Annotated in this window: 11 protein-coding genes; 3 read left to right on the forward strand and 8 right to left on the reverse strand. The window is 59.8% G+C overall.

Annotated features, from left to right (window positions below):
* Positions 1 to 740 precede the first annotated feature (740 nt).
* Positions 741 to 2336: an oleate hydratase gene (locus tag R2N11_RS16125; protein WP_004635167.1), complete on the reverse strand. Its 1596-nt coding sequence runs from the start codon at positions 2334 to 2336 to the stop codon at positions 741 to 743.
* A 378-nt stretch (positions 2337 to 2714) separates the two neighbouring features.
* On the opposite strand from R2N11_RS16125, the gene ftsH reads away from it, so the two are divergent.
* The gene (gene ftsH, locus R2N11_RS16130) at positions 2715 to 4655 is read left to right on the forward strand and encodes an ATP-dependent zinc metalloprotease FtsH (protein WP_009241692.1); all 1941 of its coding nucleotides are present in this window, start codon (positions 2715 to 2717) and stop codon (positions 4653 to 4655) included.
* A 112-nt stretch (positions 4656 to 4767) separates the two neighbouring features.
* Here ftsH and R2N11_RS16135 read toward each other — a convergent pair whose 3' ends face one another.
* Positions 4768 to 5373, reverse strand: coding sequence for a YqaA family protein (locus R2N11_RS16135; protein WP_009241693.1), 606 nt, complete (start codon positions 5371 to 5373; stop codon positions 4768 to 4770).
* Positions 5374 to 5449: 76 nt separating this feature from the next.
* Complete coding sequence (gene ppk2 / locus R2N11_RS16140; protein ID WP_004635170.1) at positions 5450 to 6310, reverse strand: polyphosphate kinase 2; 861 nt, start codon at positions 6308 to 6310, stop codon at positions 5450 to 5452.
* Positions 6311 to 6658: 348 nt separating this feature from the next.
* Here ppk2 and R2N11_RS16145 point away from each other — a divergent pair, with 348 nt between their 5' ends.
* Positions 6659 to 6907, forward strand: coding sequence for a hypothetical protein (locus R2N11_RS16145; protein WP_004635173.1), 249 nt, complete (start codon positions 6659 to 6661; stop codon positions 6905 to 6907).
* A gap of 156 nt (positions 6908 to 7063) precedes the next feature.
* On the opposite strand, the gene R2N11_RS16150 is transcribed toward R2N11_RS16145, so the two are convergent.
* From R2N11_RS16150 to R2N11_RS16165, 4 genes are read right to left on the reverse strand one after another with little or no spacing between them, the layout of a single operon-like run.
* Complete coding sequence (locus tag R2N11_RS16150) at positions 7064 to 7540, reverse strand: hypothetical protein (RefSeq protein ID WP_009241694.1); 477 nt, start codon at positions 7538 to 7540, stop codon at positions 7064 to 7066.
* 51 nt (positions 7541 to 7591) lie between these two features.
* A complete protein-coding gene (locus R2N11_RS16155; protein WP_004635178.1) occupies positions 7592 to 8092 on the reverse strand; it encodes a TPM domain-containing protein in 501 nt (166 codons plus the stop codon).
* Complete coding sequence (locus tag R2N11_RS16160) at positions 8092 to 8973, reverse strand: TPM domain-containing protein (protein ID WP_004635180.1); 882 nt, start codon at positions 8971 to 8973, stop codon at positions 8092 to 8094. Before R2N11_RS16160 ends, R2N11_RS16155 begins: the two co-directional genes overlap by 1 nt.
* Complete coding sequence (locus tag R2N11_RS16165) at positions 8970 to 9593, reverse strand: LemA family protein (protein WP_004635183.1); 624 nt, start codon at positions 9591 to 9593, stop codon at positions 8970 to 8972. The genes R2N11_RS16160 and R2N11_RS16165 overlap by 4 nt, the downstream gene beginning before the upstream one ends.
* A 254-nt stretch (positions 9594 to 9847) precedes the next feature.
* Between R2N11_RS16165 and R2N11_RS16170 the strand changes: the two genes are divergently transcribed.
* A complete protein-coding gene (locus R2N11_RS16170) occupies positions 9848 to 11032 on the forward strand; it encodes a methionine adenosyltransferase (protein ID WP_004635185.1) in 1185 nt (394 codons plus the stop codon).
* 50 nt (positions 11033 to 11082) lie between these two features.
* On the opposite strand, the gene R2N11_RS16175 is transcribed toward R2N11_RS16170, so the two are convergent.
* Positions 11083 to 12780: an ABC1 kinase family protein gene (locus R2N11_RS16175; protein WP_004635187.1), complete on the reverse strand. Its 1698-nt coding sequence runs from the start codon at positions 12778 to 12780 to the stop codon at positions 11083 to 11085.
* Between the last annotated feature and the right edge of the window lie 75 nt (positions 12781 to 12855).

The raw sequence follows: 12855 nt of genomic DNA on the forward strand, positions 1-12855 counted from the left end.
AATCTCACTGCGACTGCGTTCAACACAGCGCCAGACACTTTCCGGCAGTAGAGAAAGAACGCAATCGAGACGCTCGGGGCGAATGCCGACCAAGGCCGCTTTTGTTCAGTGCATTGACGATGGAACGGCGTGTTGCAACGCACCTTTGGCGGTGTCCGCACTGGATGCGCGTCAAGGCGATACGTAAGACAAAGCCGCGCACTGCCAAACAGCGACAGAGCGCTATAGCGTCAACCGGAGGAAGACGATTGGTATAGACGCGAACTTGTCCGCTGGCCGGGGATTGGACTGACGGTGCACACTGCAGCGGTCCACCTCCGGCGTGGATGCCATGCTCATCGGTAATGGCACGGCCACCGGAATGAGAGGCTTGTCATGATCCGACAGCACACGGGGAATGCTGGTTGAGGACTTTTCGCAGAAGCTGTGGCAGGCAATCTTGCCGCTATCGTCACAGCCATCATCGTCGGCATCCGCATGGTGTCCATGACTGTGGGCTGACACGTGGCCAGATGCCGGCGCTGCGGCCTTACCTGCATCCGCGACAGCGCACGCGTTTGCGATGCCGACGGCCAGACCCAACAGCCACACCAGTAGCATTTGAGCTGCCCAGCGGCGTAGATGTCGGGAGTGGAAGAACATGATTTCTGCCCAAAGAGAGGAACGGTCACACAGAGTCAGCCTAGGCGCGGATGTCCAACCTCCGGTTGATACAAATCAACCGTAAACCGTCCGACGGTTCAACTCAACAACGTCTTCAGGCCCGCAAACGCAGCGCCTGGGTCAGCAATCCCGTGGTAAATGGCCGGGATCTCGTTCTTCAAGCCCAGCAGCCCATAAACCGCGTGCATCGCGCCGCGAACCGAATATTCGACGGTGAACACTACGTCCTGAGGGATCTCAACATACTGCCCAAGCAGCGCGAAGTTCTTCGCTCCGTGCGGGATCACTGGCGGCCGATCCGAAGGCTCGCGGCGCTCAAATTCGCTGGTGATGTACGGCATCATCACCGGGATCACAGTGGTGGTACGACAGACCTCGTCAAGAATGTCCTCGCAATGCAAATGGTGCAGCAGCTCGGTGAGGATTTCCTGGCCGGTTGCCTGGGCCATCGTCTTGTCGATGTAATCGCCCTTGTTGTCCACGAAGAGCCCGTAGCCCCACAGGGTGTACATGTCTTTCGGCTGTCCGGCGAAGTGCGGCGCGTGAGGCACGACGATCGACATCAGCCAACTCGAATCCTTGAACGTCATCAGACCGCCGGTGCCTGGCGCATTGCCGGTAAAGGTCTCAATCCGGTGCACAAGCGCCGGGCTGCGCATCGTCAAGGTGAACGACTCCCACTTGCTTTCGTCGACGTTGCCACAGAACGCATTCGGCCGCCCGAGCCCAGGTTCCTTACGGGCCATGGTCTCCCACAGAGTCCAGGCGCCATCGCGTTTGTCGCGCACCAGTTCCGGTGCATGGTGGTCGTCCCCATAAGACGCGTCGGCGGTCATCGAGCCGATGGTGATGAGCACCAGATCCTCTTGCCGCACGTCATAGGCCATCGGCTGTCCGCCGCGCACCACGCGCAGCAGTCCAATTCGCCGGCCGTCACCGGTTTCAACAAAGTCGACATCCTCCACCTTTGTGCCATATTCGAACACCACACCCTGCTGTTTCAGCCATTGCTCCATCGGCCGCACGATCGCGTCATACTGGTTCAGCGGCGTGCGCCGTACGCCGGCCAACGTGTGGATACGCGGGAACTCCTGCAAGAAGCGCAACATATAGCGTTTGAGTTCGATCGCGCTGTGCCAGTTCTGGAAGGCGAAGGTCGTACGCCACATGGCCCAGAAGTTGGTCTCGAAGAAGTGCGGCGAGAAACAGTCCTCAATGCGAAGCGTATGCAGCAGCCCTTCTGGCGTGGCCAGCAATCGCATGATCTCCAACCGGTCATGGAGGTTGAAACCCAGATCGGCAGCGTCGAGGATACGGCGTTGCCCGTCGATCAGCCGGGCGTGTGAATCCGAGCGCCATTCGGCGTTGAAGGCCCAGGCCTGCTGCTTGACACTGATTTTCGGATCATCCAGCGACGGAATGCTGTCGAGCACGTTCCACAGACAGACATAAGTCTCTTCGGTGAACATGCGACCGCCCCGAGTTACATAGCCTTTGTGCGGATCACCGGAGCCATCGAGCGCACCACCGGCCACCTGCTGTTCCTCCAAGATGTGGATGTTCTCCCCCTTGAAGCCTGCGTCGCGAATCAGCAGCACGGCAGCCGACAATGACGCAATGCCGCTGCCAACCAGGTATGCGCTACGGTGCTCGTTCTTCGTTACCTCAGCCATGGAATCCTCTGATTCTGTGTGGATGCTCAATGAGCAACGCGACTTGGGAATACTTTAGGTGGGTATGCGATCGATACTTTGCGCCAGCGCAAGTTGCTGTTGAGTCTCATGCCGCCGTAATGGATTTGTCATGTTTGCTTTCCGCGACACATCCCCTATCGGCTGGGCACAACCATGGAGAAGCCACGGCGCTTGCGCCCGCGCGCGCGGCCCCAATGTCGCGGGTTGATGAAGGTCAACCTCGGCGATTTCCAAGCGTCAATACTGGGAACGCATACCAATGCGCGGTTGTCCGGCGCCTACCCAGGCCGCCCACCAACCTTCCCAGCATTGGAGACCAGACTCACTTTCAATAAGGTCGACTTGGAGAAGAATCCCATGGAACCGCGACAGCAACAGTTCTCCCTCTGGTACGTGCTCGTGACCATACTGGCCATGCTTGCAATCCAGACGCTCTTCGTGTCGGGGCATGTCGAGACGATCCCATACAGCGATTTCAAGGTCCTACTGAAGGCTGGCAAGCTCAAGGACGTGGCTATTGGTGAGCAGGCTATCAGCGGAACCTTCTCGACAGAAGGTATCGACAATCTCCTTGCCAAGCAGCAGATCGAGGAAATCCGCCGAGAGGCAAAGGGCGACCACGCCTTCTCCACGCTTCGAGTGGCCGATCCTGAGCTGGTGCAGGAGCTCGAAGCGGCAAAGGTGCGCTTCGTCGGGCAGCCCGACAACAAATGGCTGAGCACGATCCTCTCGTGGGTTGTGCCGGCCGTCATCTTTTTCGGTATCTGGAGCTTTCTCATCAAGCGCGTGGGCGGCGCCGCCGGCAGCATGATGGAAATTGGCAAGAGCAAGGCAAAGGTCTACATGCAAAAGGAGACCGGCGTGACTTTTGCCGACGTGGCTGGAATCGACGAAGCCAAGGAGGAGCTGTCGGAGATTGTTAGCTTCCTGAAAGATCCTCAGCGGTACCAGCGCCTGGGCGGAAAAATTCCCAAGGGCGTGCTGCTGGTTGGGGCCCCGGGCACTGGCAAGACCTTATTGGCAAAGGCCGTGGCAGGCGAAGCCGGCGTGCCATTCTTCAGCATGAGCGGCTCCGACTTCGTCGAGATGTTCGTTGGTGTGGGTGCAGCACGGGTCCGCGATCTCTTTAAGCAAGCCGAAACCAAAGCCCCCTGCATCATCTTCATTGATGAGCTTGACGCACTCGGAAAGACGCGAGCACTGAATGCGGTCGGCGGCAACGAGGAGCGCGAACAAACACTGAACCAGCTTCTGGTCGAGATGGACGGTTTTGATAGCAACAAAGGCGTCATCATCATGGCCGCCACAAACCGACCCGAGATACTGGACCCCGCCCTGCTTCGCCCCGGTCGCTTTGACCGCCACGTCGCACTGGACCGGCCTGACCTCAAGGGACGGGAGCAGATTCTCAAAGTTCACGTCAAGGGCGTTGTCCTCGCTCCTGAGGTCGACCTGACTAAACTCGCCGGACGGACCCCGGGGTTCGCAGGTGCCGATCTTGCCAACTTGGTTAACGAAGCCGCGCTCCTTGCCGCGCGCAAGAGCAAGCAAATGGTCGAGATGGCAGATTTCGACGAGGCGCTTGACCGGATCGTCGGCGGCCTGGAAAAAAAGAACCGCGTGATGAATCCGAAGGAGAAGGAAACTATCGCATTCCACGAGGCAGGACATGCCATCGTCGCGGAGCATCGGCCGCTGGCTGACCGTGTCTCCAAAGTTTCCATCATTCCGCGGGGCGTTGCGGCGTTGGGTTACACGCAACAGACCCCAACCGAGGACCGCTACCTGCTCAAGCGCAGCGAACTGCTTGACCGGCTCGATGTCTTGCTCGGTGGCCGTATTGCGGAACAGCTCATTTTCGGCGACGTATCCACGGGCGCACAGAACGACCTGCAGCGCGCAACCGACATGGCTCGGCAGATGATTACCCAGTTTGGCATGAGCGACCAGCTGGGCCTGGCCACGTACGAGAATATGCCGAACCCGCTCTTTGCTGGGACGGGGCTAATGCAGCGCGAACGCAATGAATACAGCGAGAGCACCGCACAGATGATTGATGCTGAAGTCCGTAAGCTATTGGCAGAAGCAAGTCATCGCGTACAAGCGACGCTGGAAGGACAGCGGACCAAGCTCGATGCTCTGGCCCAATTACTTCTCGAGAAGGAAGTGGTTGACCGCCAAGACCTGGACATGTTTTTGTCAGCGAAGGTGACGCCAATGCCTCCGCCCAAGCCCGTCGCGAATATCGAGGAGTCAACTGCAACGGGGAAACCGGACCAAAAAACGCAAGGCACATAGAGCGAAGATTGATGCCATGGCATGCCAAGAACGCAACCACGCCAAAGCGCGGCCGGCTGCCGGCAATCAATGCGTTCACCACGTGAGACAGGCGCCCCGATGGTGTATTGAGCTACCGACGCCCTCCCCGCGTGGGGGTTGTGCCACCGTCAGCCTTCGTGCCGTTGCCGAGCACTGCCCGCAACGTATCGACATGGCGCCGGCCGTGGCGCACAAGCCGATCCGGAAATCGCGAGGCGAGCCAGGCGTAAACATGGTATTTCGCCAACTTGCCGAGCCACAGTGCGGCGATGACCTCTGCGACCGGAAGTCGCGAGATCGCCGCAAACATGAGAGCGGGGGTGAGAGGCACCGGTAATGCGGCAATGACCGAAAGCGATACGACGCCGTAGTGTTCGAGCCAGTGGGTCGCATCACGCCACGCGGTGGATCGCACCACGTCCGGGTAGGCAGCGAACAACCGGTTCCACCCCAGGTGATGAAAGACGAGGTACAGCACGAGAGCGCCAACAGCGGCCCCCAGGCTGGCCAAAGTCGCGATGGACACCCAGCGGCGCGGCGCCAACAGGACTGCGGCCATCAGCAGGCTGGCAAATGGAACCGACATCGACAGTTCCGCCGCCAGTGCTGCCCCGGCAACCACCAGTGGGAACGCGCGCGAGTCGGCCCGCCGGGTTAGGGCACGGAGCAGACCGGACTGCAGGCTCAGGCGTAGCATTGCTCAGTTGCCTTCATCGCTCACGCAGACGACCTTCAAGCGTCTCCTCCTTATCGATTGCGTCTGCTGGATAGCATCAGGATGCGAGACGTTTCGCATCGAGGCACTCCTTCGAAAATTCGAACACGACCTCAGGATCGGGAGCGACCAGCTTGTTCTTCTTGCCCGCGTAGTGCAGCCGCGACAGGATGTGACGAATCAAGTTGAGCCTGGCCGTGCGCTTGTCGTCGGCGAGCACGATGTGCCATGGCGCGGCAGCCGTGTGCGTATGCATCAGCATGGCGTTGCGTGCCGTCGTATAGGCATCCCAATGCTTCAACGCCACGGCGTCGACCGGGCTCGTCTTCCACTGCTTGAGCGGATCGCGGCGCCGCTCGGCAAGTCGGCGAGCTTGCTCGGCTTTGCTGATGTCGAGGTAGTACTTAAGCAGCTTGATACCGGAATTGACGAGCATTTCCTCGAAGTGGGGCACGGAGTACATGAACTCGTCATACTGCTCAGCAGTGCAGAAGCCCATCACGCTCTCAACGCCTGCCCGGTTGTACCAGCTGCGGTTGAAGAGGACAAACTCTTCGGCGAGAGGAAGATGGGGCACGTAGCGCTGGAAATACCAGCCGGTGCGCTCGCGATCTGACGGCTTACCCAGCGCTACCACCCTCGTCTCGCGGGGGCTGAGAAATTCGATAATGCGTTTGATGCTGCCGTCTTTGCCTGCCGCATCCCGCCCCTCCAGCAGGACAAGGATGCGGTCACCACACCCGATGAAATGCCGTTGAAGCTTGACCAATTCAATTTGCAGCAGGTGCAGTTGCGCCTCGTAGTCCTCGCGACCCTGGACTCCTTTGGCAGCATCGACTCGCGCCTGGCTGGACGATAAGCCAGTTACGTGTTCGGCGTCCGATGAAGTGGTCTTTTTCTTCGACTTGCCTTTTGCCATATGCGCACCTCCGGCGTTGGCTATGGAAACGGGAGTAACGCTCCAGAGCGTCATCAGCCGTATGGCGGTTTCGTTGTTACGAAACGCTCAAATGGGCAGACAACCACATTTTGAACCTACGAACGGGTGAACAAGCTTAAGCACCTGCCAATTTTGCGCGGTTGATGTGAGTCAAGCGCCCTCCGATGTATGGTCGAATTCAGGAGGACATGGATCAGCGCGACTATTGCGCGATCCTTTGCCCGAATGACGCTCTCGTAATGTGGTCGTCATCGCTCGGTCAGGGGCGGATTCTTATAGTGGCTCCCATAGCAAGTCCTTTGAGTCCAACCACTTCAGGAGAATGCAATGAACCACACCAAGAAGACCGTCTTGATCGCAGCCGCGCTGATTTCTCTCGGCGCGAACATTTCCAGCGCAGCAACCTCCAGCAACGGGGCCCTCGCTCAGCGCGACGTCTACACCGACGGGGCGCGGGCTGCTGACGCGCGCGATCCGTACACTGATGGCGCCAAGGCTGGAAAGTTTGAGATCTACTCGGACGGCGCATGGACGGGCGACACGCGCTATCCGGCCACCGGTGGCTCGTCGAGTTGAGGCATTACGAAATGTCTACGCGATCATGGCCCTCAACCTGAGTTGACAGGTCTTGGTCGCTGCTGACCTTTTCGACGTCCAATCATCGTCTTACAGGCTTGGCGAATCCGCCGAGATGCATTGGTCGGCACAGTATCGGCCATGCTCCATCCGGTATCAAGGTTCACTTCCGCCGATGTGCGGAGGCGAGACCGAAATCCGATATTCGATGTCATTCGTTCGGTCAACAAGTTTCACCAGTACGCGGAAATACACGCGCCCACTCAGCACCGAGGTGAACACCTGGCCGTAGGAAACCTGGCCGTTGATAACCATGGGCGTCAGATACTTCGGCGGCGAATCAACGATCCCGACTTCCTTGAGTTGCGCACGCACCACGGCATCTGTGATACGGGAGCCGTCGGCACGAAACAACGCCACTAGCAAGTGGTGAGGGCGGCCGCCTCCCGGTGAAGGTGCGCCATGCGACTCCTCCAAGTCGAGCCTTTCCGAGGCGATGGCGGCGGGAATCAACCCCCAGTAGAGGACGACGCCCTCACGTTCGAGCCGCGCTTGCGCGAGCGTTTCCACCGACGGCAGCGCCAAGACACAAATCACCGCAGCGTAGGGAACAAATGAGCGCAGAGACAACATATTCACCTCCTACCGCGACTTCGCAAATATCAAACAGAGATTTCTGCGTCTTCACAGGATGACCGGCTTGCCGGGCAACCTCTGCTCGCGCCGGTCGCGCGCCGGGAAATGCTGCGTCAGGCGCAGCGTGATGGATCGTATCCCGTCGATCACACCGCGCTCATATTCGGCGCGCCGACACGCGGCTTCCATCTGGCTGCAGATCGCCTGCCATCCTTGAGCACCAACCCGCGCGTGAATGCCACGGTCGGCAACGATCTCGACACTGCGGTCCGCCAGCAATAGATAAATCAGGACGCCGTTGTTCTGCTCTGTGTCCCACACACGCAGTTGCGAAAAGACTTCAAGAGCCCGTTCCCGCGCCGTCACCCCCTTCCATAGCGCAGAGAAGCTCAACGCGCCTTCCACGGCAAAGCACAGATGCCCGACATGGGACGACTCGCTTTGAGCGATCGCTTGCCCGATGGCCCGCATCGCCTTGCGCGGGAACGCTCGCCTGACGCGCCAGTGCGTCGTCAGTAGATGGGAAAGAATTCGCTTGATGTTTTCCATCACCATTTTCCCGAGGCACCACCACCACCGAAACCACCGCCGCCTCCACCGAAACCGCCGCTGCCACCGCCGAAACCGCCGCTGCCACCGCCGAATCCCCCGCGGCCCGAGCGTGAGCCTGTAGACCAAGAGCCTCCGTGCCCAACCATGCCCGGACCCAATAGCGTATAGATGAGCGCGATCACTCCCGCCGTAAACGCGACAAAAATGGCGCCCGAAAGCAACCAAGCGACTAGGGCGACGGCGCCGCCCGCTGCAACCGCCCCCGGAAAACGGCCAAGGAAGTCTCGCAGCGCGCCGCCAAACACCAACGTCAACACCAGAATGACAGGCATATAGGACCGAACGGATACGCCTCCGTCGCGCGTCGACCGTGAGGGGGGCGGCAGTGCTTCACCCTCAATCACGGCTTGCATACTCTGAACACCGTCTTTCACGCCGCCATAAAAATCGCCAGTCTTGAACCGCGGCGAGATGACTTCGCTAATGATGCGCTTGCTTGTCGCATCGGTTAGGACACCTTCCAACCCGTACCCGACTTCAATGCGAAGTGTGCGGTCGTCTTTAGCGATGATCAGCAGTGCGCCGTCGTCGACGCGCTTTCGCCCCAACTTCCATTGCTCGACCACGCGCAGCGAATACTGTTCGATGGCTTCGGGCAGTGTGCTGGGCACGATCAGTACAGCGATCTGCACGCCCTTTTTGTTTTCGAAGGCTTGCAGCGTCTGTTCTAGCTCTGCTAGTTGCCCAGGCGTGAGTGTGCCGGTCTGGTCAGTCACCCGCGCCGTCAAGGGTGGCACGGCAACTTCGGCAACCGCCCCAAAAGAGACGAGCGCAGCCGCTGCCACAAGCAAGCCACGCGCGATTTTGAGGAGGTTCACTTGGAGCTCCCCGGCGCACTGGCGGACGGCGAACCGAATTCCACCTGGGGCGGCTTGGCAATGGCCGTCTCGTTGGCAACGGTGAAATTGGGCTTCTCCTGATAGCCGAAGGCCTTCGCGGTCAGATTCGATGGAAATGAGCGCACGGTCACGTTGTAGCTCTGTACCGATTGGATGTACCGATTTCGTGCAATGGTGATCCGGTTCTCGGTCCCCTCAAGCTGTGCTTGCAGATCGCGAAACCCAGCATCTGCCTTCAACTGCGGGTAGTTCTCCGACACGGCAAGGAGTCGGGACAGCGATCCGGTCAACTGCTGCTGCGCCGACTGGAATCGGGCAAACGCCTGCGGATCATTGAGCAACGCAGGCGAGGCTTGGATGGCGCCGACACGCGCGCGAGCCTCAGTCACCTCCGTCAACACCTCTTTCTCATGACTTGCGTAACCCTTGACCGTGTTGACCAGGTTCGGTACCAGGTCGGCGCGCCGCTGGTATTGGTTCACGACTTCAGACCAGCCTGCCTTGACCTGTTCATCCTGCGCTTGAATGGTGTTATAGCCGCACCCCGAGAGGCTGATTGCCAAAATTACCGCAACAACGACTGACCATGCTGCTCGCATCAGACACCTCCATTTTCGAGATTCTTAGCCCCGGAGGCATGGGAACACCGCGCATGGGCCAACCATGCCGTTCCTGCCACACAAGAGCCCATGCCGCTCCGGGTGTCCTGTTTCCATGCTAGTCACTCGGGCGGCGAATTTGTTGATGTCGCTCAAGGCCCACAATCGCGACCCCCGAGGGGACGGTCTTAATACCAAACTGGACTGCCAGTGAATAGAATGACCCAATCGGATTTGGGCAGGAGCGTCTTATCATGCGGACTGTCGGCGAAATTGCACTCTCCATCTCGACCACGTCGACGCTGGAAGCCACACAAACCGAAATTGCCGAGCACAAGGGCTTCGGCCATCCGGACAGCCTGTGCGATGGCGCCGTCGAGGCGGCAGCCTGCGCCCTATCCCGAGCCTATCTGCAAGCATACGGAGCGATTCAGCACTTCAACCTGGATAAGGCGCTGTTAATCGGAGGCATCAGCCAGCCACGGTTCGGCGGCGGCAAAGTTCTGCGTCCCGCGCGGCTGATCGTCTGCGGCCCCGTGACCGAGTTGCCGTCGGCTTCGGCCACGTCACTCGTCGAGCAATCCATCCGCGAATACCTGGTGGCAACCTTGGGAAAGGCAGGCAATGACATCGGCATCGAGCTTGTTTTGAGGCCTTCGGCGCCGAATCTTCAGCGTGTTATCCAGCAGGCGGCGCTTCCGCTGGCCAACGACACCTCCTTCGGCGTCGGGTACGCACCCCGCTCCCGACTCGAAGACACGGTCCTTTGCGCTGCGCGCGTCCTGCGCTCCAACGAATTTCGCAGCGCCTTTGATGCGGCTGGGGCGGATTTTAAGATCATGGGGCACCGGCTGGGCGCGCACTTCGGCCTTACCGTGGCGCTCGCACTCGTCGACCGAGACGTGGGAAGTATTGAAGACTATTTCACACTCAAGGGCCGATTGGCAGCGTACCTGGCTGGGTGTCTGCCGACGGCGTGCCATATCGGGATCAACACCCTGGATGACCCAGCTACGCTTGACGAGAGCGGAATTTACCTGACCGTGACCGGGTTAAGTGCGGAGCACGGCGACGATGGCGAGGTCGGCCGCGGCAATCGCGTCAACGGCTTGATCACGCCGTACCGCCCGATGTCATTGGAAGCGGCAGCGGGAAAGAATCCGGCCGCGCATGTCGGCAAGCTCTACAACGTGCTGGCACATCGATTGGCGGCGAGCATTCATGCCGACATCGAAGGCGTGGATGAAGTGACGGTCAGGCTGCTCTCGGCAATCGGCCACCCGGTCGACCAGCCTCAGTTGGTGGCGATCGACCTTGCAGCGGCGGGTGGGTTCTCCGCTGCGCGGCAGCGGCAAGTTCGCGAGCTGACCGCGCAGCATTTGGCGGCGCTTCCAGCGCTGATACGGGAGTTGGCCACGGGTGCCATCGCCGTCTTTTAGCGGAGCGCTGCATCGTTGCTTTCGAGGCCCCATTGCTTGTAGCGGCGCCTCTAGAACTTTCCTGATCGCAGGATCGCAACCGCCCAAGCGAGGCCCATCACGCTGGCGACGACGAAACCCAGAAGCCCCAGCACTGGAATGCCCGCATAGTGCGGACCGCTGTGGAACGCCATGACGATTGAGGAGCCAATCACGACGCTCGCAATAATCAAGCTCAAGCTCAGCCGGTTGCTTGCACGGTCGATATGCGCTTCCAATCCTTGCAACTGGTCGTGTTTGATATGCAGCGTCGCCTTACCGCTGCTGAGCGCCTCCACCGTGCGGTTCAGAATGTCGGGCAGCAAGGCGGCGGCGTGATGCAGCGCGCGCAAGGTGCGGAATCCCCTGCTGAACTCGGTCTGTACATTCGCCCCCTGCAATAGTTTGCGGCCGAGCAAATGCGGCGCATATTCCCGCAAGGACGCGAGTGCGTTGAAGTCCGGGGCGAGCGTCAACGCTTGCGATTCGACCAGCATGAACGCTTTCGAGACCAGCAGAAACTGGCGCGGCAGTTTGATCCGATGGCGCTGGCTGAGCAGCGCAAACTGGCGGACAATTTCGCCGAACGAATAGCCTTTCCCGGCGGCTTCGTAGTATGCGTCAAGTGCCTGCGAAGCATCGCGGGTAAATGCCTCACGATCCACCCCCTCGGTCGCCACCCCCATCTCGAAATAGGCATCCACCATCCATGACACCTCGCCGGAACTGACGGCGAGAATCAACTGGGCCAAGGCTTCCTGATCATAGGCGGACAGCCGTCCCATGATGCCAAAGTCATGAAAGCAAAGCCGGCCGTCCTCCAGCAAAAATACGTTGCCCGGATGCGGGTCGCCGTGAAAGAAGCCGTCCTCGAAGACCTGCTTCAAGAACGATGCCATCAGCGCCTGCGCCACGCGCCGTCGGCTCTCCTGTTCGGACGACGGAATATGCGTAAGCTTCTTGCCGAAACTGCGCTCCATGGTCAAGACACGTCGGCTGGTCTGCTCCCAAAAGATGCGGGGCACGAAGACGTGCTTATCATCCTGCAAATTCTCCCTCAGGAGATCGCCGTTGCGCGCCTCGACTTGATAGTCCAATTCTTCGTTGATGAGCCGGGCAAACTCTTCCACCAGATCGCCCGGGCCAAATCGGCGACTCTCCGGCACATACCGCTCCAGTTGACGGGCCAAGAAGCGCATGATCCTGACATCGGCATGAATGATGGGCTCGATGCCGGGGCGCTGCACCTTGACCACCACGCTGGTGCCGTCAATCAACTGCGCCGTATGGACCTGGCCGATCGACGCGGCAGCCAGGGGCGTCTCATCGAAACTGGTGAACAACGCGTGAACGGATTTGCCCAGTTCACGCTCGACAATCTCACGCGCCTGCTCGCCAGGGAAAACAGCGACATCATCCTGGAGCCGTTGCAGCTCCTCGATATAGACCTCCGGCAACATATCGCGCCGCAGGCTCAGAAGCTGGCCAAACTTGACGAACGCGGGCCCCAGCCCTTCGAGCGTAGCTCTCAGCCGCTTTGCATCCTGATCGGTCGCTTGCACCGCCTCAACTGAAGCTTCGAGTGCGTCACGGCCAATCCGTAGCCGCTCCACATAATGCGCCCACCCTGCCCCGGCCAATGCGCGCAGGATGTACAAGAGCCGTGGCAGTTCAGCGGGCACCCGCTCGCGCACCGCTGGTTCGGGATTCGCATGCGTTATGACGCCCATGTTCCTTCTCCTCGTTGCCCACCTTCCCCATTGCCGCGCCATGCACGCATCCGAGCCCAGCTTTCCGGACGTCGA

It is taken from the genome of Ralstonia flaminis (assembly GCF_958415495.1).
Lineage (GTDB): Bacteria > Pseudomonadota > Gammaproteobacteria > Burkholderiales > Burkholderiaceae > Ralstonia > Ralstonia flaminis.

What these genes read in the sequence shown, in the direction of transcription:
- R2N11_RS16150 (WP_009241694.1), bottom strand. Translation starts at nt 7,540, where the DNA reads ATGTTGTCTCTGCGCTCATTTGTTCCCTACGCTGCGGTGATTTGTGTC.
- R2N11_RS16135 (WP_009241693.1), bottom strand. Translation starts at nt 5,373, where the DNA reads ATGCTACGCCTGAGCCTGCAGTCCGGTCTGCTCCGTGCCCTAACCCGG.
- ppk2 (WP_004635170.1), bottom strand. Translation starts at nt 6,310, where the DNA reads ATGGCAAAAGGCAAGTCGAAGAAAAAGACCACTTCATCGGACGCCGAA.
- R2N11_RS16125 (WP_004635167.1), bottom strand. Translation starts at nt 2,336, where the DNA reads ATGGCTGAGGTAACGAAGAACGAGCACCGTAGCGCATACCTGGTTGGC.
- R2N11_RS16155 (WP_004635178.1), bottom strand. Translation starts at nt 8,092, where the DNA reads ATGGAAAACATCAAGCGAATTCTTTCCCATCTACTGACGACGCACTGG.
- R2N11_RS16165 (WP_004635183.1), bottom strand. Translation starts at nt 9,593, where the DNA reads ATGCGAGCAGCATGGTCAGTCGTTGTTGCGGTAATTTTGGCAATCAGC.
- R2N11_RS16175 (WP_004635187.1), bottom strand. Translation starts at nt 12,780, where the DNA reads ATGGGCGTCATAACGCATGCGAATCCCGAACCAGCGGTGCGCGAGCGG.
- ftsH (WP_009241692.1), top strand. Translation starts at nt 2,715, where the DNA reads ATGGAACCGCGACAGCAACAGTTCTCCCTCTGGTACGTGCTCGTGACC.
- R2N11_RS16170 (WP_004635185.1), top strand. Translation starts at nt 9,848, where the DNA reads ATGCGGACTGTCGGCGAAATTGCACTCTCCATCTCGACCACGTCGACG.
- R2N11_RS16145 (WP_004635173.1), top strand. Translation starts at nt 6,659, where the DNA reads ATGAACCACACCAAGAAGACCGTCTTGATCGCAGCCGCGCTGATTTCT.